This window comes from Helicobacter didelphidarum (genome assembly GCF_003364195.1).
Lineage (GTDB): Bacteria > Campylobacterota > Campylobacteria > Campylobacterales > Helicobacteraceae > Helicobacter_A > Helicobacter_A didelphidarum.
This window is the reverse complement of sequence record NZ_NXLQ01000004.1, coordinates 30,012-52,128: the sequence shown is the minus strand read 5'-3', so window position 1 is coordinate 52,128 and position 22,117 is coordinate 30,012. Positions and strand designations below refer to the sequence as shown.

Sequence of the window (22,117 nt, the reverse complement as noted above, 5' to 3'; positions counted from 1 at the left end):
ACTGAATTGAGCATTGAGCAATAATTAAACATTGTAAAGAATACTATGAATAATTTTTAATTTTTTTCAAATATATTTAAGTATATTCTATAAGTTTGAGATAGAATAGAACTTATTTTGTTTATATTTAGGAGAATTTTATGAGGGAATATAGTGCAGAAACGATTCAGGAAAGTTTAGAACTCGCAAAGACACTGCAAAAAAAGATTAATAGTGATTTAACTTGTCAAGAGAAAAGATTTCGTAAAAAAATGATGAAAATGCTTGAAAATCCAAGCAGTAAGGTTATGTTAATTGAGTTGCTTGATAGGAGTTTTCGTTCTAAAGATTTTGTAACTGTTCATGAACTTATTTCTCATACTTTACAAAAATATGGTATTGCTGATTTTTTTTCACCTTTTGAGAAAATCCTTTTGCAACTCTTTTTGGGGATTGGAAAAAGTATGCCTTCTGTGAGTGTGCCGTTTTTTATTAAAAATTTGAAAAATGATACAAAAGCAATGGTGCTTGATGAGAATCCTATCGAGTTGAAAAAACACGCAGATAAGCGTCAATCTCAAAATATTGGATTAAATGTTAATTTGATTGGCGAAGAGGTGCTTGGAGCATTAGAGGCGAATTATCGTTTGCAAAAATATACTGATGCATTAAATTCAAATTATATTAATTATATCTCAATTAAAATTACTACGATTTTTTCACAAATCAATATCCTTGATTTTGAATATTCTAAAGATGAGATTGTGAAGCAATTGGATAAGCTGTATGCGATTGCAGAGAAAAAAGCAAAAGCAGGCATTTCAAAGTTTATTAATTTAGATATGGAAGAGTTTAAAGATTTAGAATTAACTGTTGAGGCATTTACAGAATCTGTAGCGAAATTTGATATTAAAGCCGGTATTGTATTGCAAGCATATTTGCCTGATTCATTTGAGTATTTGAAGAAATTAGTTGCATTTTCAAAACAACGCGTTGAAAGTGGGAAGCCACCAATCAAAATTCGCATTGTAAAAGGTGCAAATATGGAAGCAGAAGAAACTATTGCGAGTGTAAAAGGATGGGAGCTGCCAACTTTTAGAAATAAGGTTGATACAGATTCTAATTATAATAAAATGCTTAATTTTGTATTACAAGATGAAAATTTTAAATATATTAATATAGGTATTGCTTCACATAATATCTTTCAAATTGCTTATGCTATGACCCGTATTAAACAAGAGAATGCCCAAGCAAGTTTTACTTTTGAAATGCTTGAAGGTATGAATCTTAAATCAAGTTTTGAGGTTGCGAAAAACAATAATCTTATTCTTTATGCACCAGTATGCAGTGATGAACATTTTAATAATGCTATTGCATATCTTGTGCGTCGTCTTGATGAGAATACAGGTAAAGATAATTTTATGCGTTATGCTTTTGATTTAGAAGTAGATTCGGCAACTTGGAAGCAACAAGAGCAAATCTTCCGACAAGCAATTGAGGGTGTTCAAGCAGTGAAGGATACAAGTTATAGAAGTCAAAATAGGTTACAAGCACCTTATACGCAATCTGCAAACTTAGATACTTTCTTGAATGAACCAGACACAGATTTTATTTTATCTCCTAATAGAGAATGGGCGAAAAATATTAGGGAGAAGTTTAGTGCATTAGACTCTCTTGAAGCAACACCAATTATTGGAGAGAAGACTCCTAAAGGAAAGGCTCGTGATATTTTTATGAAAGGCAGTAACAAAAAAATTGGGACGACATATCTCGCAGAAAAAGAACATTTAGAAGAGGCATTAACTTTTCTTCAAGATTCCAAGAAAACATTAAGTTTGCAAGAGTTAGGAAATATACTTTTAAAAACCGCTGAAATTATTGCAGAAAGAAGAGGTGATCTTATTGGAATTTCTGCATTAGAAGTCGGTAAAACTTTTATTGAGACTGATGCTGAAGTCAGTGAAGCAATAGATTTCTTGAGATTTTATCCTCACAGTGTGCATAAGATTGTTCAAGAACATAATGACTGCAAACTTACTCCAAAAGGTATTGGTGTTGTGATTACTCCATGGAATTTCCCAGTTGCTATATCTGTTGGTGGTATTGCCGCAAGTCTTGCAAGCGGGAATCGTGTGATTTATAAGCCATCAAATATCTCTACTCTCACAGGCAATATGCTTACACAATGCTTTTATGATGCAGGATTACCAAAAGATTATTTGGTATTTTTGCCAGCTAGTGGACGTGATATTAATGAAGTAATTTTAAAAAAGGTGGATTATGCAATTTTGACAGGTGGCGAAGAGACTGCTTATCAAATTCTCCAAGAAAATCCTACACTTTTCTTGAGTGCTGAAACAGGTGGTAAAAATGCAACGATTGTGAGTAAGATGGCAGATAGAGATCAGGCTATAAAAAATGTCATTCATTCTGCATTCTCGAATTCTGGTCAAAAATGTAGTGCAACTTCATTGTTGATTTTAGAAAAAGAAGTTTATGAAGATACAAATTTTAGAAAAACGCTCATTGATGCTGCCCAAAGTATGAGTGTTGGGAATCCATTTATATTGAAAAATAAGCTTGGATATCTTAGTGATGTGATTGATTCAAAAGTGAAGAAAGGTTTAGAATTAGAAGATGATGAGGAATGGGCATTAGCACCAAATTTTGCAGAATCTAATTTCGGAAAATCTACAAGCAATGAAGCAGATTCTAGTGAAAATTCTTATATAGAGAATGGTAATCCCTATGCAATGAAGCCTTGTATTAAATATGGTGTAAAGGAAGGGAGTTATTCACATACAACAGAGTTTTTTACTCCTATTTTGTCAGTTATGTGTGCACGAGATTTGAAACATGCCTTACATATTGCAAATGCTACAGGTTATGGATTAACAAGTGGTTTTGAATCTCTTGATGAACGTGAATGGGATTATTACTTACAAAATATTGAGGCAGGAAATATTTATATTAACAAGCCAACAACTGGTGCTATCGTGCTTCGTCAGCCATTTGGCGGTATAAAAAAATCTGCCGTAGGATTTGGTCGTAAGGCGGGAAGTTATAATTATGTTACACAATTTTTCAACATAGAGATTCTTCCACAAAATATTGATTCTAAAAAGATAGGAAATCATAGTTTTGTGGATAAAATAAGCTATCTTGTAAAAAATACTGAAGATATAAACTTTAAAAAAGACCTTCAAAGTAGCCTTGAAGTTGCACAAAATTATGCCTATTATTATAGACATGAATTTAGCCAAAAGCGAGATTTTGTGCATATTCGTGGTGAAGATAATCTGTTTTATTATAAAGCTGTGAAATCTGTGATTTACCGAGTGCGTTCTGTCGATAGTTTAAGTGAGATTCTTAATATCATTGCCGCAACACAGATTGTTGAAACAAGTTTGACATTAAGTATAAAACCTACAGCTATAAGCAAAAATTTAGGATTTGTTCTTGAAAACTTGAAAAACTTGGGACTTCGAGATATTCATATTGAATATCAAAGTGAGCAAGATTTTATTGAATCTGCTGGTGATTATGAATTGATTCGTTATCTTGGTAGTTTGAATTTAGACTCCCAAGATGAAAGGAAAAATACAGAAGAAATTTATACAAAACTTATCAAAGAAGGCCGTGCAAAAGGCAAACTTATTGCTAATCATAGTCCATATGCAAATGGGTATTTTGAGTTATTATACTATTTTAGTGAAAGGGCTGTAAGTATTGCATTCCACAGATATGGGAATCTTGGTAGAAGAGTATTGGAAGTAAAGTAAGTTTTTGCTTAGCCAGGTAGCGTTGGTTATTATTTCATGTTTGTGAATTTTTAGTGTTTGATGAGATTGACTTCTCATTCTGTTAAAATATTTGGTTGGAAAAGAGTAAATAATAGCAATTTAAATTGTAAATTGTTCTTATTATTGCTGTTTTTGCAATAGGTTAGCAATATATTTAGCAAAATAAATATCGTGCATTAGCTACTTTTTATTCAATAAGTATTAAAATGCACTTTAATCATTCAAATTGTAAAATAATAGAGCAAAATTTATCTTTTGTAAAAGAATAACTTAAGTGTGGAATCTATCTTTATGCACCTAATACTGATGTTGCTTGAAAGTAAGGATTTCACACTTCCCTATATAATGATGAATGATTGTAAAATTTACAATTTAATGTAATTGTTGAGACTTCATAAAAAGACTTCTTTCGTATTTTTAAAATATAAATTAAGAATAAAAAGCTAATAAAATGTATTAATAAAAATCATAAAGTGAGAATTTTTACACTTCAATACTATTTTCTTTAGAATAAAGGTTGCAAAAGTCTGAAATCATGATAGAATCTACTTTTAAGAAAAATAGCTATTCTATAAAGAAAACAAGAATACACCTCTTTTATAACAACATAACAAGGAAAGAATGTGGAAAAAAAGATATTCTTAGAAAGTAAAAATGGATACTTTGGTGAAGGTGAATTAAGCTTTGGTGGTTGCTTTATCCCAGAGACACTTTATCCTCCAATAAATGAGTTACAAAGGGCATACAAACACATTTTTCAATCGAAAAGCTTTCGAAAAGAATTAAAACATCTTCTAAAAACATTTGTTGGACGACCAACACCACTTATTTATGCAAAAAATGTTTCTAAAATCCTTGAGAATGAAATTTATCTTAAATTTGAAGGTTTAGCAAATACGGGTGCGCACAAAATTAATAATGCTTTAGCTCAAGTCCTTCTTGCAAGAAAAATGCACAAAAAACGTGTGATAGCAGAAACAGGTGCGGGACAGCATGGAGTTGCCGTGGCAAGTGCTTGTGCATTTTTAAGGATACCTTGCACAATTTTTATGGGTGCAATCGATATTGAGCGACAAAGACCCAATGTTTTTATTATGGAGCAATTTGGTGCAAAAGTTGTCAGTGTAGCAAGTGGCACACAAACATTAAAAGATGCGGTAAATGAAACCTTGCGTGAATGGAGCAAAGATCCTGTTGATTCTTTTTATGTTTTAGGAAGTGCATTAGGTCCTTATCCATATCCAGATATTGTCCGAGATTCCCAAAAAATTATCGGAAAAGAGATTAAGAAGCAAATAAAAAAAGCTTTGCGTGTTATGCCAGATTATATTGTAGCATGTGTTGGTGGCGGGAGCAATGCTATGGGTGCATTTAGTGCATTTTTGAAACATGAAGAAGTTCAGTTAATTGGTATAGAGGCGGGTGGTATTGCAGAATCAAATAAACATGCAATAAGATTGAGCAAACAAAGTAATGCGAGGATTGGAATCGCACAAGGTTTCAAATCATATTTTTTACAAGATAAAGTTGGGCAAATTGCATCAACACATTCTATTAGTGCTGGTCTTGATTATGCTGGAGTTGGACCACAGCTCGCTCATTTGGCTTCAATACAACGAGTGCAATTTGATTTTGCAAGCGACACAGAAGCTTTGGAAGCATTGCAGTTTTTTGCAAGACATGAAGGGATTTTGGCTGCTTTAGAATCAAGTCATGCACTTGCTGGAGCATTAAAAATCGCAAAAAATGTAAAGAATAGAATTATTATTGTGAATGTGAGTGGCAGAGGAGATAAAGATATTTTTATTACCGCAAAAGAACTATGTGCTCCACAATGGAAAGAATTTTTAGAATCTGAACTCAAAAGAGTTGAAAAGAAAATAAAAGCACAACAATTAGAAAAAGAAGAACTTACAATAGTTAATGAAACAAAAAGTCATAAAGAAGAATTCTTAGATACTTTAAAAGATTTGGAATCTAAAGATTTAGAGTTTCTTGATAAAAGCAAAGAAAGCATACAAAAAACAGCAGAGATAACAGAATTTATACATCAAGATTGCAATAATGAATGCAAACATGAGAGTAATTATATGCAATCTGATGAGAAAGAGGTTATAAATGAAGATTCTCTAAGTCTAGAATCTTTTTTTCAAGAAGAGCAACCACTTGAGAAAGAATTGCAAAAAGATAATAATGGACGAGGAGAACAGATACGAGATGCAAATACACAAAAAGAACTTAATGCTACATTGCAACAAAGTGATTTGTGTGAAAATGAACTAGAAGACAGAGAATTAGAATCTCTGGTTGTTTGCAAAGATGATAACATTGAGGATATAAAAGATAAAAATATGCAAATAACCACCAACCCTCATGTTAATATAGCTACCAATACAGAATCTTACCTAATTCAAAAAGAAAAAACTGCTATCCAAGAACGACACGCAGAAGAAAACATGCAAAATGAATTACAACAGCAAAAACAAGTATCTAATCTGGATTCCCTCACAATAAAAAGTGATTGCATTGGTTGTAACAAGGAACAAATAGATTCTCAAGAACTACAAAATGACATACAAGATAAAGGTGTAGAAAGCAACATTGAATCTACGCTAAAAGATTCCCCTGTTGTATACCAGATAGAACAATTAGAATATGGAGAAGAGAATGTAAATAATATTGAAAATAGGCATAGTTTTTCAAACACAACAAAATCTCAAGCAATACATACTACACAGCTTCCGCTTTTGCATTTTTTAAACCAAGATTCTGATTGCAAAACTAGTGTGGAATCTCTACCACAGAATTATACATATCCTTTGCTGAATTTTCTGCAACCAAATATTGCAAGTGTAGATTCCTCAAAAAATGAAATACCACAACAAGATTCTTTGGATAAGAATAATGAATGTAATGATGAATCAATCTTTCAAGATGTTACTTCAAACACTTATAATAATAAAGAAAATATTTCAACAGAAAATCATGAAGAATCTCATACTTTCACACAATCGCAAGAAGATTGTAGCAATACTATTCATTCCACACAAACTACAAATAATATGCAACAGGATTTTTTAAAAAAATCAACGCACAATCCGGTTGCAGACAATTCCCTAAATTCACAAGATCTCAGCTTTATGCATGAACAAGTGGATAAAGCTCGTGAAATGGGGCATGAGCTTTCTTTATTATTCAATGAAACACCGAGCATTATACAAAATACAATAGACCAAAAAGATAATTCTGTTTGTATGCAAGATTCCCAAGGAGAGAATACGACTAGTCCTATTTCCTCATCAATCAATCATTCTCCTTTGAATGTAGCAAGAGATTCAATACAAGCACAACCTGACATTTCCTATAATGTTCAAGAGGAAGTAGCAAAAGATACAATTGAAATATTGCAAGATGTAAAACAAGTAGAATCTGAAGATATACAAAGTAATCAAAATACTTTAGAAGATTCAAATAATATTGACAATATCATCTCACAAGATATGTCATGTCAAACAGAAAATGAAACAGATTTTATGCAGTCGGACATAAATTGTGAAGCTTTGGATAATAAAGATACAGAGATGAATCCACAATATGCAAGCGATGCTGATTTGATAGCAGAAATGTTTCAAGATTTTCTGATTAAAGATTCTCTTGATATAGACTCTGATTTTGAGGAGTTAAGCAATATTGATGATCTTGATGATTTGGAAACTGATGTTTATCAGGATGTAGAAATACAAAATAATAACATAACTGATGAATATGCTATTATAGAAAATAAAAGCGATATTTCAGGTAGTGATATACTCAATCATACTGTATTAGAAGATACAGATTGTAGCGAAAATATCCACAAGGATACTTTGCTTGTGGAGTTGGATACTGAAATTTGTAATGATATCGCACTGGACAATAATAATGATGCAATGGAGTCTCAAGATTCTCTCATGAAACCTAGCGAGCGAATTGCAGTAGAGAAGGAGGAAAATACCACAGACCCATTCTCTAATATGTTTCAAGACTCTTTAAATGATACTTTGGATATGCAAGATTCTGATACCAAGGACATTTTACAAAGAGATATTAAGCTGGAAAATAGTATAAATTCCTCCCATAATGAATCGCCAGATTTTTTTGGAGAATTTCCTAGCAAATTATCTTTAACACAACCTCAAGCTACTGATATAGTGCTTGATGAATCATTTTCACATAATATACTCAAGCAAGAAACATTCAATAATGAATTAGAATCTGATGGGTTATTGGGACAAGATTCAATACTAAATAAAGATAGAGAAAATATTTTCGATTCGCAGTTAGATAATACTGTAATGGAGTTACAGAGTCTGCAAGATACCATCCAATCTGAAATTTCAAGTAATACAGATTTTATTCAAAATGATAGAGATCAGAATAATGAATCTGTGCCAAATATACAAATCACAACAGAAGAAATACAAAATAACAATAAAGAATACAAAGATTCTCAAAATCAAGAAGTTAAGATATTGCAAGAAAAAGATTCTGTAGAAAAAAATTTAGAAAACAAATTTCATCAAAGTAATTCCATACCAAATCCCATTTGCAATACTCTAACAAATCCTCGTATATTTAAAATGCATTCAGAACTTAGTAAGATTTGGGGTAAGTCATTGCAATCATAAAAGATAAGTATCAGGATAAGCTATTGTTGAGGAGCAATATATAATTTGCCCTCGCTCATAAAGAGTTTGGGTGATTGCAGAATCTATATTTTCATTAATTCAATAATATTTTTTAGGTGGAAAAAGATGTTATTGAATTGCCTAAATGTTTAAAAAATTAAGCTAGAATCCTTAGCCTATTCTAATATTTAGAGAAATATGAAGTTATAAGCATAATAAAAAAGTTTCAATTATAAACCTTGCTTTTAACTTTATTTAATCGAGATTCTAATCTCATAAACTTAAGGTAATCAATGACAATACAACAATTAAGTGTATTACTTTCACATATTGTTAGAGCAGGAAAATTTTACTTTAATCGTTATATTAAACCAATACTTGATACACATCGTATTATTGTGTATGCTTTCATTTTGTATGTATGTTTTCATGCTACTAAGGTAAAATTATATAAAGATTTGAGTCTTATAAGTGTGGGTGGCAAAATCCTTTATGTATTTCGTAAAATATCAATTTGATAAAGGATTTTACGATAATTTTTGATAAGTCATAATTCATTAATCTAAGGAGAAATAGTAAATGAAAAGACTATTATGTATGATATTTTTAATTATATTGCAAATTGGATGTTCATCTGATAGTGGCGAAAAAACACCTGAAAAATCAAAAATCACCGTAGGGGTGCAAACTATACAAGAGCAAAATCTTGAGTTAAGCTTTGAATATCCTGCAAGATTTAAAAGCCTACAAAGTGTTGAGGTATATGCACGTGTAGAGGGCATATTGCTCTCACAAAATATTAAAGAAGGTGATATTGTAAAGGCGGGTGATTTACTCTTTAAGATAGACCCAGCAAGATATAGCACAAAAGTTGATATGGCACGTGCTCAATATAACTCTGCAATGGCAAATTTCACAAAAGCAAATAAAGATTGGCAACGAGTTATGAAACTTTATAAACAGGGAGTATATACGGTAGATCAGTATGATACTTCAGAGTATAATTATCAATCTGCACAAGCGAGTGTAGCAAATACAAAAGCAGCTCTTGATGATGCACTTATTGATTTAGGTTATACAGATGTAATTGCTAGCACAAGTGGTAGGGTTGGTATGCGTCGCTATGATGTTGGAAATGTTGTTGGAAAGAATGGGCAAGATGTGCTTACAACTATTACGCAATTAAGTCCAATTTATGCAGAGTTTTCAATCCCCAGTAATGATTTTTATTATATGCGTGGTTTGAATAAAGAAAATATTATAGTAGAATTTCTCTTAAATAATAATCTCGTTTATGGTCATACAGGTAAAATTGATTTTATTGATAGCGTATTGGATACACAAACCTCGTCAATTAAAACCCGAGCAATTGTTGATAACGAAGCTTATAAACTTCTACCAAATGACTTTTTGCGCGTGAGATTAAAGGGATTTGAAGCACAAAATGTAATCGCAATCCCAGTAAATGCTCTTATGCAAGATTCTCAAGGAAGCTATGTTTATCTTGCAAAAGGTGATACATATGAAATTTCGCGCGTAACTCTTGGACAGAATCTTAAAAATTCTCAAGTCCTTATCACAAGCGGTTTAAAAGCTGGTGATGTTCTTATTATTGATCATCTTTCAAAATTGAATCCTAATGTCAGCATTGTAACGCAAGATTCTCAAGAGAAATCGAGATAGTATAAGGAGGTTGATATGTCAAAATTTTTTATCAATCGTCCTATTTTTGCGATGGTAATTTCTATTGTAATTGTTCTAGTAGGTGCAATTAGTATGTATATTGCACCTGTGGAAGAATATCCTCAAGTTGTGCCAAATGAAGTGACGGTGCAGGCAACATATAGTGGGGCGAGTGCGGAGGTCGTCGCAAACACGGTAGCAAGTGTGCTAGAAGATAGCATTAATGGTGTTGAAGGTATGCTATATATGAAAAGTTCTTCATCATCAAGTGGTTCATTAAATATTAGTGTTTATTTTAGCAATGATACAAATGCAGATATGGCAACAGTCAATGTAAATAATCGTGTGCAAGCTGTATTAAGTCAGTTACCGAGCGAAGTGCAGAGACTTGGTGTAAATGTGCGCAAACGTTCTTCGACAATGTTGTCGGTTTATGGGCTTTATTCAAATAATCCCAGTCATGATTCTACTTTCATTTCCAATTATGCTGTTATCAATATTATTAATGAATTAAAACGCGTTGAGGGTGTGGGTGATATAACTGTTTTTGGTAATCGAGACTATTCAATGAGGATATGGCTTGATTTAGATAAAATCTCACAAAATAATCTTACTCCTTCAGAAGTTGCACGTGTGATTTCAGAACAAAATTCACAATTTGCAATAGGATCATTTGGTGCAGAACCTGTGCGTAAAGAAATAGCATTCACATATTCTGTAACAACTCAAGGAAGATTTATTAAACCTGAAGAATTTGGTAATATTATCATTCGATCCAATCCAGATGGTTCATCTTTACGCGTTAAGGATATTGCTAGAATTGAATTAGGTGCAAAAGATTATAGTGTTAGTTCAATTTTGAATGGTAAAAATGCAGCTGCTTTTGGTATTAACCTTCAGCCTGGTGCAAATGCTCTTGATGTTGCAGAACGTGTCGAAAAGAAAATGCAAGAACTTTCAAAAAACTTTCCCACTGGTTTAAATTATGAGATTCCCTATGATACAACAAAATTTGTAAAAGTATCCATAGGAGAAGTTAAAAAAACATTTATTGAAGCTATCATATTGGTTATTGTGATTATGTATTTCTTTTTACAGAATCTTCGAGCTACAATTATCCCTGTGATTGCAATTCCAGTGTCTATTATAGGAACTTTTGCTGGTATGTATGTGCTTGGATTTTCCATCAATCTCTTAACTCTTTTTGGTTTAATACTCGCGATTGGAATTGTTGTTGATGATGCTATCATTGTTATTGAAAATGTAGAACGAATTTTGCATAATGAAAGAAAAGCAAATGGAGAAAAATATTCTGTGAAAGAAGCAACAACAATGGCTATGGGCGAGATTCAAGGACCTGTTATTGCCATTGTTCTTGTGCTTTGCTCTGTATTTATTCCAGTAGCTTTCATTGGCGGTTTTAGCGGAGCAATTTTTCAGCAATTTGCCATTACGATTGTCATTTCTGTTGTGATTTCTGGTTTTGTTGCACTTACACTTACGCCCGCATTATGTGTAACAATTCTGAAAGCAAAAGAACCACAACCTTTTTTTATTGTTAAAAGATTCAATGATTTTTTTGATTGGCTTACAATAAAATTTGGTAAGCAAATTGTGCGTGTTTTGCGTCATGGTTTGTTGTTAGTATTATGTTTTGTGGCAATTACTGCGGTATCTTATGGACTATTTAATCGGCTTCCTACCGGGCTTGTTCCAAATGAGGATAAGGGTGAAATTATATCATTTCTCCAGCTTCCACCAGCTGCATCACTTTCGCGAACAATACAAGCAGGCGAAAAGGTAGTTGAAATTCTACGCAACAATGAAAATACAGAATCTAGTTTTCTTGTTGCGGGTTTTGATATGGAGGCTACTGCTCAAAGAACAAATAGTGCGGTTGTCTTTACAACGCTGAAAGATTGGAATACGCGTTCTCTTGATTCTTTTAGCATCGTAGGACAGATTATGCGTGAGTATAATAGCAAACTTGATACAACTGCTTTTGTTGCAAATCCACCAGCAATTATGGGATTATCGCTTACAGGAGGATTTGAAATTTATGTTCAAGATAGGTCTAATGGAACGATTCATGACTTGGCAAAATACGCTAATTTGGTTGTCGCAGAAGCAAATAAGCGTCCAGAATTAACAGGCGTAAGAAACCTTTTTGATACCAATATTGCACAATATTTTATTACTCTTGACAGAGAAAAGGCAAAGGCGATGAATGTTAATATCGATGATGTCTTTACAGCATTGCAAAGCACATTTGGGAGATATTATGTTAATGATTTTAACCTCTATGGTAGAACTTATCAAGTCAATATTCAAGCAGAATCTAGATTCCGTGAAATCCCAGAGGATCTTAGTCGTGTATTTGTGAAATCTGCAAATGGAGATTTGGTGCCAATTAGCTCTCTTGTAACCTTTGAGCGAGTCGTAGGATCAGATATTGTAGATAGATTTAACCTCTTTACAAGTGCAAAGATTACGGGAAATCCAAAGCCAGGTTATTCAAGTGGAGATGCCCTCAAAGCAATAGAAGAGGTGGCAAAAGAGGTTTTACCAGAAGGTTATAGTATCGCTTATTCGGGTACAAGTTATCAAGAAAAGGCACAAAGTGGCACGGGTGAAAAAGTTTTTGTTTTTGGATTAATCTTTGTCTTTTTGATTCTCTGTGCACAATATGAACGATGGCTTATGCCTCTGTCTGTATTAACTGCTGTGCCTTTTGCTGTCTTTGGGGCAGTTGTTGCGGTTTCATTGCGTGGGTTAGAAAATGATATTTACTTTAAGGTTGGATTACTTGTATTGATTGCATTAAGTGCAAAAAACGCTATTTTAATTGTAGAATTTGCTCAACATTTACATGAAAATGAGGGTAAAGGTATTATGGAATCTGCAATTGGTGCCGCGAAGCTCCGATTTCGTCCAATTATCATGACTTCACTTGCGTTTAGTATCGGTGTGTTACCTTTAGCGATTAGCACAGGAGCAGGGAGTGCTAGTAGGCATGCTATCGGCACAAGTGTTATTGGCGGAATGCTTGCAGCAACATTTATCGCAATATTTTTTATCCCGCTGTTTTGGAGTTATGTTGCCCAATTCAGTGCTTGGCTAAAAGATAGAAAAACACGATAATTTTTTTATTATTAATGCCAAATATAAAATACTATGTGTTCTCAATATTTATGATTTATTTTGCAAGATTAAATCTCACAAAAGAAAGATGCAAAAAAGATGCTTATTGAATCAATCATAGAAAGTTATCAGAAAATGTAAAAGATTCAAATAGACTAAGTGATATGGAGATGTTTGAAACAATGTTGGATACTTTATGAAGAATCTATTGATTGTGTTTGGTATTGTTTGCATATCACAATACTCACATATATTAAACAAAACTAAATATGTGTTTTCAATCCTACCAAGATTATAGGTAAATTTTTTGTTCACTTCTAATTTTTATTGCAATTACTTCCTTATTTTCTTTACGCTTTTTGTTGTTGGTTTATTTATTTAAAGATATATGAATCATAATTAAGATGAAATACTTATAGTTGGAATTCATAATTTTATTAAAATTATCAGGATTTATTATTTGCTAATAATTCCAACACAAGATTTGCTTGATGTGCCGCACAAATGTTAACTCGTGGTGCGATAAGCCCATTTCCGGGTTTTGCTTCACTTTCCAAATCTCCGCAAATATACAAATTGGGAGTAATCTTTCGTGTTTGGATTGCATTACTATTGCCATAGCCAGCAAGTCCAGAGGCACAAATTAAGATTGTTTGTGGGAAAAATGAATGAAAATTTTGTGCTAACATTGCTTTTGTTTGTGCACTATCAAAGGCTTCACAAACTATATCGCATTCTAAGAAAAGTTGTTTTATATTTGTCTCATCAATGCGATGACAATATGTTTTTACTTGAATAAAAGGATTAATTGTCGCAATAATCTTACTCATAGCTTGAGTTTTTGTTTTCCCTAAATCCGTGAGGGAATAGGCTTGCCTATTGAGATTGCTTGGCTCAACAACATCAAAATCAATCAAAATAAGTTTTCCAATACCACTTCGAGCCAACATGATTGCGATATGTGAACCAAGTCCACCAAGCCCAGCAATACCAACGCATGATTGCTTGAGTTTTTCATGTAGCTTTGGGGTATGTCTTGCACGCATCATGGATTCTAAAGCATCTTGTGTGGGCATAACTCCGCGTTGGATATAAAATAACTCATCACCTTCATGCAATGTAATTGCTTCTTGTGTAGCAAAGCCATTAACTATCCATACATCGCATTCTTTCGCATTGTGTGTGAGGAAAAAATCACGACTATTTATACAATCTGTATGACAATTTTGTCCATTAAAAAATATTTTCATACATTTATCCTTTATCAAAGAAAATAGTTTTAAAGATTTCGTATTTTATCTTGCAAATTTTAATTTTGAAAGATTTAGGATTATTTTGAATATATTATTTTTTTGTGAATAATTATCTAAAATTTCATAAATAATAAGCATTTTAATCATTTAATATATTTGGGTCTAAAAAATAATTTACAGGGTAAAATTCATAAACATTATCATTATATAGTTCTCAAGTGTTAAAGAAAATATGTGGTTTGGAAATAAACATGCAATATTGTGGTATAATTTTGTATTTTAGAAGAAATTTATATAATGTAGAATATAATTAAAAAACTATTCTAACGCCCATAGTCCATCAAACTCTATACAATGGAGTTTGACCAACACATAATCTATCAAAGGAGCAACTATGCAACAAAAAATCAATGAGATTCTAAGCAATATCTTAGAAATCGAAGTTAGGGAAGATTCATATCTCACAATGGAGAATTGCCCTCAATGGACTTCACTCACCCACATCGACATCGTGATGAGTATCGAAGAGGAGTTTGGTATCGCATTTGATGAGCGAACACTCTTCAAGCTCACTTCACAGCAGATGATAATAGAAAAAGTCGCGGAGCTACTTAATGCTTAGCCTCCCAATCCACCACATAGGCGTCGCGACAAGGAGCATTGAGAAAGAATGGCTCGTGTTTGAGAAACTCGGCTTTGTCAAAGAAGCGGACTTTGTGGATACGACACAAGGTGTGCGAGGTGAATTTATAATCCCGCGCAACCCGCATTACCCCGCTTATCGCTTTGAACTCCTTGAGAATCTCAATGGAGAAGGTGTGCTGGATAGCTATCTAGCCAATAATACCAAAATGTATCATATCGCCTATGAGAGTAAGAATATTGAGGCGGATTTAGCAATTTTGCTAGGGAGTGATTTTGCACGCCCTCTTGCTCCTTCACAAGCTTTGATAGGCGATACTTCCGCGAAAAATCTTGTAACTTCTATAGCTACTACGGGGGGGGGGGGAGATGAATAAGTCTCATTTATCCCCAAAGGCAAGGCTTATCGTGCCAATCATTGAGGCGAGTTATTTTGCAAAGCTTTGTTTTGTGATGCTCCCAAACCGCCTCCTTATCGAGCTAGTCGAACTTAAAGGAGAATAAATGAATATATTTTCATCTCATCTCAAGCGAAATGAGATTTTGTCATATAGCAAAATCCTTGATTTTTCAAAATGTCAAAAAATAGCTATCAATATCCATAGAAACCACGCCTTTGAGCCTCTTGAGAGTGTGATTACACCATTTTTGCATTATAGTGGGCTAAAAGCGGATTTTACGCTTAGTAGCTATGATGATAGCCTCAATTTTGATAAGATTATAGAATCTGATTTGGAGATAATTTGGCTTGATATATCGAGGTATAAGAGCGATATTGCGGAGTATTTAGAATCTCGATTAGAGTTTTTGCGTCAGACTTCAAAAGCCCCTATTTTAGCGATATTAATGGATATAGCAGATTCTAAGACTTTGCAAAATACGCGTGATTTTAGCAACATTGTAGAGCATATCACACATTGCGAAATATTATGTATCTCACAAATCCTACAAGAGAGAGAATCAAAACAAATCCTTGATGAACTCAAATCAAGTATCACAGGCACGAGGCTAAGCAATATCGCGTGTTTGCACCTCGCACAGATTCTAGGGCTTCGTCTTATCCCTAGCCTCCTATTGCCCAGCCTCAAAGCTATTGTGCTTGATTTGGATAATACGCTTTATTATGGAATCTTAGGCGAAGATGGGGCGAAAAGTCTCACACTCACACAAGAGCATAAGGCACTGCAAGAGAAGATTCTCACATACAAAAAACAAGGATTTTTGCTTGCCCTTGCGTCTAAAAACGAGGAGCAAGACGCGAAAGCGATGTTTGAGCTAAGGAGCGACTTCCCGCTTCAGTGGAGTGATTTTGATTATGTGCAAGTGAATTGGAATCCAAAAAGTGAAAATCTCGCACATATCGCTCAATACTTCAATATCGGGCTAGATTCTATACTCTTCATCGATGATAATCCCGCCGAGATAGAGAATGTCAAGCCCACAGGGGTAAAGACGATATTAGCGACAGAGCCTAGCGAAGTGTTGCGGATTTTGGAGCTTTTCCCACAAATGCGAAAGACGCGGATAAATAAAGAGGATTCACTGCGTGCGAACGACATAGCCGCAAATGCTAAACGAAAAGAGCTAGAGAATCTTAGTCAAGAGGAATATTTTAAGAATCTGCAAATCGAGCTTGAGTTTCATCTCGATGATAGGGCAAATATGGTGCGGATACACGAACTCCTTAATAAAACAAATCAATTCATCGCAAACTACACGCGTCCCACGCAAGAGCAAGTCAAGTCGTGGCTAGATTCTCAAAACTATGTGATTGTGAGTATCGCGATGAGAGATAAGCTAAGCGATAGTGGGAATATCGCTATCATCGTGGGGAGGAGTTTTGAGCGTGATATGGGCTTGAGTGCGGAGAAAGGGGAGATTGATAGTGAGAAATGTGCGGAAGCTAGAGACTTTCATAATGAGAAGTGTAAGAATGGCGGAAGTGTTGAGAAAAAGTGCAAGGGTGCAAAAGAGGGCATTACGCATGGGGGCTTAGGCAAGGAAGTAAGCCTTGAGATTATCGATATAGTGGTGAGCTGTCGTGCGCTAGGGCGGAGGCTAGAATCTCTTATGCTTTACAAAGCATTTGCACTGATGAGTGAAAATCTCGGGGTAGATTCTCAGCGGATTATCGTGCATTATCAAAAAGGCGAGCGAAACAAGCCATTTTTGCAAACACTCGCTCATCTTAGCGGTGAAGATATGGTAGCATTAGAATCAAAGCAAAGCATAGAGATTGCACAACACGCGGTAGATATGAGGGGATTGAGGGTTGTGGTAAGATAAGATAGCGATAGCAGATATTCATAATCTCTCCTAAATTAATCATCAAATCCATTTAGAAAATATGTTATTATAATGCTTTGGTATAATTCATAGAGAAAGGGAATATGATAATGTTAGATGATGATAGTATATATCGAATAAGAAGCAATATAGCAAAATTTCTTTTTGGAGATAAAAATCAAATAGAGAAAATAAAACATAGACATAATATTATTAGCATAACAGATGAAGAAGCACAAGAAATTGCTCTAAACAAGGAAACTACACAAATAGTAGAAAAAAAGGAAGATATTTTTTCTATTCAAAATGAAGACGATATAGGTAGCCAATCAAAAGAAGAAGTTCTTAATTTTATGTCCCCATTAATAGATAAGGTTAATTTAGAGTTTGTAAGTTGTAGTTTTAGTAAAGCCATAATCAATCAGACCAAAGACAAAATAAGTGCTAGCGAAACAAATAATTACCATTTTGATGCTGAAGAACAACCAGAATATTCTCAAAAGAAGTATATGAAATATAGTGGTAGCTTAATTTTTCAGGATTGTATGTTTGAAAAAGAAGTTAATTTTAGCAATACTTATTTTGCTCAAAAATTCACTTTATTGGGAAAAATAGAATTTAAAGAAAAAGCTAACTTTACAAATACATTTTTTAATTCATTTAATTCTAGTCAAGTTAATCTTATCTTTAATAGTGATTGTTTGTTTAAAAATTCATGGTTTCTTGATAGCTTTAATGATGATAATATCATATACAAAAAGCATAATATATTATTTAATAAAACTAAGTTTAATGGAATAGCAGATTTTAGCAATACTTATTTTAGCAATGGGGAATGTGCTACTACATATGAAGAAGAAAAATATATAGAATTTCAAGAATGCGAATTTAAAGAAATTAATTTTTCTAATTGTCAATTTCGTTCAAATATTAGTTTTGGGGGAGTATTTAAAGGTAATCAAAAGATAAACTTCTCTCAATGTCAATTTGAGAAAAAGTTTGATTTTATTAACAGAATAATAAATGATGAAAAAAAATCTTTAGAAATTGATTTTAGCAGAGCAAATTTTAACGAGGATATAGATTTTTCAGGGAGTAAGAATATTCAGTATATATTTAAAGAAAATGGATTTTCAAAGGATTTGAATTTTAAGGATTCTGAGTTTAACAGCCCACTTGATTATTCTAAATCTACTTTTAGTGGAAATATAGATTTTAAAAGATGTGAATTTAAAGCTAAAGTAATTTTTAAAAATGCAACTTTCAAGCAAGAAGTTGATTTTTCTAATGCTATATTTAAGGGAAAAGCTAACTTTTCAAATACAAAATTTCTTCATGATACTTATTTTCATAGAGCTATATTTAAAAAAGATTTGCAAATGTATCGCTCACATTTTACCAAAGTCGCAAATTTCTATTTTGTTACTTTTCAAAATGTGCCAAACTTTTCAGCTTGTGTATTTGAGAAGCCAAAGCAAGTTAATTTTGTGGGTGTAGATACTTCAAAACTTACCTTAGAAGTGAATAAACATTATATTGAAAATATAGCTAATGAGGATAAAAAGACAGATGACAAGAGAACTATCAAAGAATGGAAAATTCAACATGCCCAAAATACAAAAGATTCTTATAGAGTTATCAAAGATATGCTTCTTACTCAAAATAATCTTTTAGAAGCTCAAGCGTGGCATAAACTAGAATTGTATGCTAAAGAGCTTGAATTAGAATTTAAAACAGAGCGAGAAAACAACGAAAATACAACATTATCAATTATTAACAAAATAAAGAAATATTTATCATATATCATAAAGGTAATAAAAAAAATTACCAAAAAAGATAAAATAGATAAATACCAACTTTGGTTTTATCGCACCACCTCTGACCATCATACAGATTTACTTAAGTCGTTTCATTCTCTTCTTATCTTAATAGGAATGTTTGGGATATTAAGTGCTATTGCAATATATGGAGTAAATTATTGTGCCTTTAGTTTTTGGGATTTGCACCCACATTCTGCAAGTGAGTTTTATAGCAAACATATCAATCATTTTGTTTTGACAAATTCCATAAAAACACTGATTATAAACCTAACACTAAATATAGTGTTTATCGGTTTGTTCTTATTCGTGTTGTCATTTAATGATAAAATGATATTGAGATATTTTAGTATAATTCTCTCATATATCATTACTTTTTCTATTCTTCTCTCATCACCCAAGTATCTCGTCCCTGTGATTGGAGTATTCACAGATAAGGGAATGCTTCTTGACCCGCTATCAGTCATCGGTGCGGTTTATACGATATTCTTTGGTTTTATGGTATTCTCACTCATCAAAACAGCACGCAAAAACTCTATCATACCAAGCTAAAGGACTTTATATGCAAAATGCAATATCTAAGATTTATAAGATTTATTGCACTAAAATAAACATTAATAAGCATTCTTTGCTATAATACCAAGAATACAATACAAAAGAGGCATAAAGTTATGCAACAGCATTTTACACAGATTCCAAATGGCTTTTATAGCGTAGATGAGCTTCAGGAGCTAGGGCTAAAATCTATTGGCAAAAATGTCCTTCTCTCTCGCCTCGCTCGATTCTATGGTGTGGAGCAAATCAGCATAGGCGATAATGTGCGAATCGATGATTTTGTGATTTTGAGCGGGAATATCACGATAGGGAGCTTCATACATATCGGAGCAGGAAGTATCCTCACAGGCGGAAGTGAGGGTATCATTGTCGAGAATTTCGTATCAATTTCAAGTGCGTGTAAGATTTTTAGCACAAGTGATGATTATAGCGGTGAAAGCATGAGTAATCCCACTATTCCTAACGCGTATAAAAATATCATAAGTCGCCCCATACATATCGGCAAACACGCGATGATGGGCAGCACAAGCATTGTTTTGCCCTCGAGTATGGGGCTAAGTGAAGGGGTGAGCGTGGGGGCTTTGAGTGTCGTTATCCGCCCCACCAAGCCTTATGGAATCTATATGGGCAATCCCGCGAGACGCATTTTAGAACGCAGTAAAAATCTCCTTGAACTTGAAAAAAATTTTTTAGATTCTTTGCAAATTAGCGGGGGGGGGGGTAGAAACCTAAATTCTTGCCTTACTCGTTTCTATCTTCATACAACACCGCACACAGAATCTCAAATCTATAATTGTTATGGATTGCTACGTCTTGATTCTATCAAGGTTCGCAATGACGCACAAAGATATAGCTTCCTTACAGAATCTTACCAAGAAAATATCAAAAATCTTTATAGAATCTCACAAAACCACCCCACAGAATCTATCCTGCTTCCAAAGGAGCGCATAGCATGAAAGCCACATTTTCTTCAGTCGCATTAAAAGGCATTGCGACATTTGTCCCCGAGCAAAGTATCGATATAGATTCCGAGCTTCACACGCTCTATCATGGCGATGAGAAAGCATTAAAGAGGATTAAAAAAGTCATAGGCTTACAAAAGCGACATATCGCCCCGCCAAATCTCACAGCAAGTGATATGGCTGAAATGGCAGCGATAAGCCTTATAGAGAGCTTAAATCTTGATAGAAGTCGCATTGATGCATTGATTTTTGTAACGCAAACGCCTGATTATATCCTCCCAGCGAGTGCGTGCTACTTGCATGGGCGATTGGGCTTGTCCTCATCGTGCTTTAGCTTTGATATAAATCAAGCCTGTGCGGGTTATCTCTATGGGCTTTATATGGCTCATAGCCTTATTAGCAGTGGTGGGGCGAAGTGCGTTTTGCTCCTCTGTGGCGATACTATAAGCAAATTTGTCAATCCCCTAGATTCTAGTCTCGCCCCTGTGATTGGCGATGGCGTGAGTGCGACATTACTAGAATATACACCATCTCACGAAAAAGCATTCCTTGAGTTAGGCTCACTTGGAGAGAAATTCTATCAGCTCATCATTCCAGAGGGTGCGGGGAGGATTCCTACAAAGGACATTATCGCTGATGAAAAAGTATGGCAAACTTCAGAATCTAGGACACTCAAAAATCTCTATATGGACGGCGCAGAGATATTCAACTTCGCAGTGATGACTTATCCAAAGACTTTTGAGGAGATTATCGCGTATGCAAAGAAGCAAAAAGAGGATTTTGAATATTATTTCTTTCATCAAGCAAACAAATATATCGTGGATAATATCATAAGACGATTAGGGCTAGATAAGGCGAAAGTCCCAAACGACACGACAAATAAATATGGGAATTTGAGTGGTTGCTCCATACCTGCGACAATATGTGATAGGCTAGATTCTATCCATTCGCCATTGCGAAGCGATATGCAAATCTTTATGGCGGGGTTTGGTGCGGGGCTTAGCTGGGGGAATGCAATACTCACTTTACCGCAAGATTTTATATGTCAAAAAGTGCAATTTGCGCCATCACATTAAATCGCATTAAGGAGAAAATATGACAAAACAAGCATTTTTAGAATCTCTCAAAGACGCCTTGCAAAGAGATGAGGATTTGAGCGAAGATATGGCTTTAGAGGATATTGAGGAATGGGATAGCCTCTCAATCATATCGCTTATTAGCCTCTATGATAGCCTTTTTGGGATTACGCTTAGTGGCAATACGCTTAAAAATTGTAAGGGAGTCAGTGATTTAATCAAGCTTGCAAATGGTAAGATAGAGGGTTAGGCG

11 protein-coding genes and 2 pseudogenes are annotated in these 22,117 nt (G+C 33.8%); 12 read left to right on the top strand and 1 reads right to left on the bottom strand.

Annotated elements, in window-relative coordinates; all coding sequences use genetic code 11:
- Positions 1-140 precede the first annotated feature (140 nt).
- From CQA53_RS03520 to CQA53_RS03500, 5 genes and pseudogenes are all read left to right on the top strand, one after another.
- A complete protein-coding gene (locus tag CQA53_RS03520) occupies positions 141-3,761 on the top strand; it encodes a bifunctional proline dehydrogenase/L-glutamate gamma-semialdehyde dehydrogenase (protein WP_115542646.1) in 3,621 nt (1,206 codons plus the stop codon).
- Positions 3,762-4,405: 644 nt separating this feature from the next.
- A pseudogene (trpB, locus tag CQA53_RS13220) lies at positions 4,406-5,656 on the top strand (tryptophan synthase subunit beta); the annotation flags it as partial.
- A 3,086-nt stretch (positions 5,657-8,742) separates the two neighbouring features.
- Positions 8,743-8,967 (top strand): hypothetical protein, encoded by a 225-nt coding sequence (locus CQA53_RS03510; protein ID WP_115542644.1) that lies wholly within the window; start codon positions 8,743-8,745, stop codon positions 8,965-8,967.
- 61 nt (positions 8,968-9,028) lie between these two features.
- On the top strand, positions 9,029-10,132 hold the full coding sequence (locus CQA53_RS03505; RefSeq protein WP_115542643.1) for an efflux RND transporter periplasmic adaptor subunit: 1,104 nt from the start codon (positions 9,029-9,031) through the stop codon (positions 10,130-10,132).
- Positions 10,133-10,147: 15 nt separating this feature from the next.
- Positions 10,148-13,273, top strand: coding sequence for an efflux RND transporter permease subunit (locus tag CQA53_RS03500; protein ID WP_115542642.1), 3,126 nt, complete (start codon positions 10,148-10,150; stop codon positions 13,271-13,273).
- A 446-nt stretch (positions 13,274-13,719) separates the two neighbouring features.
- Here CQA53_RS03500 and thiF read toward each other — a convergent pair whose 3' ends face one another.
- Complete coding sequence (gene thiF, locus CQA53_RS03495) at positions 13,720-14,523, bottom strand: sulfur carrier protein ThiS adenylyltransferase ThiF (protein ID WP_115542641.1); 804 nt, start codon at positions 14,521-14,523, stop codon at positions 13,720-13,722.
- 397 nt (positions 14,524-14,920) lie between these two features.
- Here thiF and CQA53_RS03490 point away from each other — a divergent pair, with 397 nt between their 5' ends.
- From CQA53_RS03490 to CQA53_RS03455, 7 genes and pseudogenes are all read left to right on the top strand, one after another.
- Positions 14,921-15,148 carry an acyl carrier protein gene (locus CQA53_RS03490; protein ID WP_115542640.1) on the top strand — a complete coding sequence of 76 codons (228 nt, stop codon included), beginning with the start codon at positions 14,921-14,923 and terminating at the stop codon, positions 15,146-15,148.
- A pseudogene (locus CQA53_RS03485) lies at positions 15,141-15,672 on the top strand (VOC family protein). Before CQA53_RS03490 ends, CQA53_RS03485 begins: the two are co-directional and overlap by 8 nt.
- Positions 15,673-17,454: an HAD-IIIC family phosphatase gene (locus tag CQA53_RS03475; protein WP_115542638.1), complete on the top strand. Its 1,782-nt coding sequence runs from the start codon at positions 15,673-15,675 to the stop codon at positions 17,452-17,454. It begins immediately after the preceding pseudogene.
- Positions 17,455-17,564: 110 nt separating this feature from the next.
- Positions 17,565-19,823 (top strand): pentapeptide repeat-containing protein, encoded by a 2,259-nt coding sequence (locus tag CQA53_RS03470; protein WP_181882344.1) that lies wholly within the window; start codon positions 17,565-17,567, stop codon positions 19,821-19,823.
- A gap of 119 nt (positions 19,824-19,942) precedes the next feature.
- Entirely contained in the window at positions 19,943-20,782 is an 840-nt protein-coding gene (locus tag CQA53_RS03465; protein WP_115542636.1) for an acyltransferase, read from the top strand.
- Positions 20,779-21,864: a 3-oxoacyl-[acyl-carrier-protein] synthase III C-terminal domain-containing protein gene (locus CQA53_RS03460; RefSeq protein ID WP_115542635.1), complete on the top strand. Its 1,086-nt coding sequence runs from the start codon at positions 20,779-20,781 to the stop codon at positions 21,862-21,864. Before CQA53_RS03465 ends, CQA53_RS03460 begins: the two co-directional genes overlap by 4 nt.
- 19 nt (positions 21,865-21,883) lie before the next feature.
- Entirely contained in the window at positions 21,884-22,114 is a 231-nt protein-coding gene (locus CQA53_RS03455) for an acyl carrier protein (RefSeq protein WP_115542634.1), read from the top strand.
- The last annotated feature ends 3 nt before the right edge of the window (positions 22,115-22,117 follow it).

Excerpts from the sequence above, each read along its gene's own strand:
- CQA53_RS03520 (WP_115542646.1), top strand. The coding sequence starts at position 141 with ATGAGGGAATATAGTGCAGAAACGATTCAGGAAAGTTTAGAACTCGCA.
- CQA53_RS03510 (WP_115542644.1), top strand. The coding sequence starts at position 8,743 with ATGACAATACAACAATTAAGTGTATTACTTTCACATATTGTTAGAGCA.
- CQA53_RS03505 (WP_115542643.1), top strand. The coding sequence starts at position 9,029 with ATGAAAAGACTATTATGTATGATATTTTTAATTATATTGCAAATTGGA.
- CQA53_RS03500 (WP_115542642.1), top strand. The coding sequence starts at position 10,148 with ATGTCAAAATTTTTTATCAATCGTCCTATTTTTGCGATGGTAATTTCT.
- thiF (WP_115542641.1), bottom strand. The coding sequence starts at position 14,523 with ATGAAAATATTTTTTAATGGACAAAATTGTCATACAGATTGTATAAAT.
- CQA53_RS03490 (WP_115542640.1), top strand. The coding sequence starts at position 14,921 with ATGCAACAAAAAATCAATGAGATTCTAAGCAATATCTTAGAAATCGAA.
- CQA53_RS03475 (WP_115542638.1), top strand. The coding sequence starts at position 15,673 with ATGAATATATTTTCATCTCATCTCAAGCGAAATGAGATTTTGTCATAT.
- CQA53_RS03470 (WP_181882344.1), top strand. The coding sequence starts at position 17,565 with ATGTTAGATGATGATAGTATATATCGAATAAGAAGCAATATAGCAAAA.
- CQA53_RS03465 (WP_115542636.1), top strand. The coding sequence starts at position 19,943 with ATGCAACAGCATTTTACACAGATTCCAAATGGCTTTTATAGCGTAGAT.
- CQA53_RS03460 (WP_115542635.1), top strand. The coding sequence starts at position 20,779 with ATGAAAGCCACATTTTCTTCAGTCGCATTAAAAGGCATTGCGACATTT.
- CQA53_RS03455 (WP_115542634.1), top strand. The coding sequence starts at position 21,884 with ATGACAAAACAAGCATTTTTAGAATCTCTCAAAGACGCCTTGCAAAGA.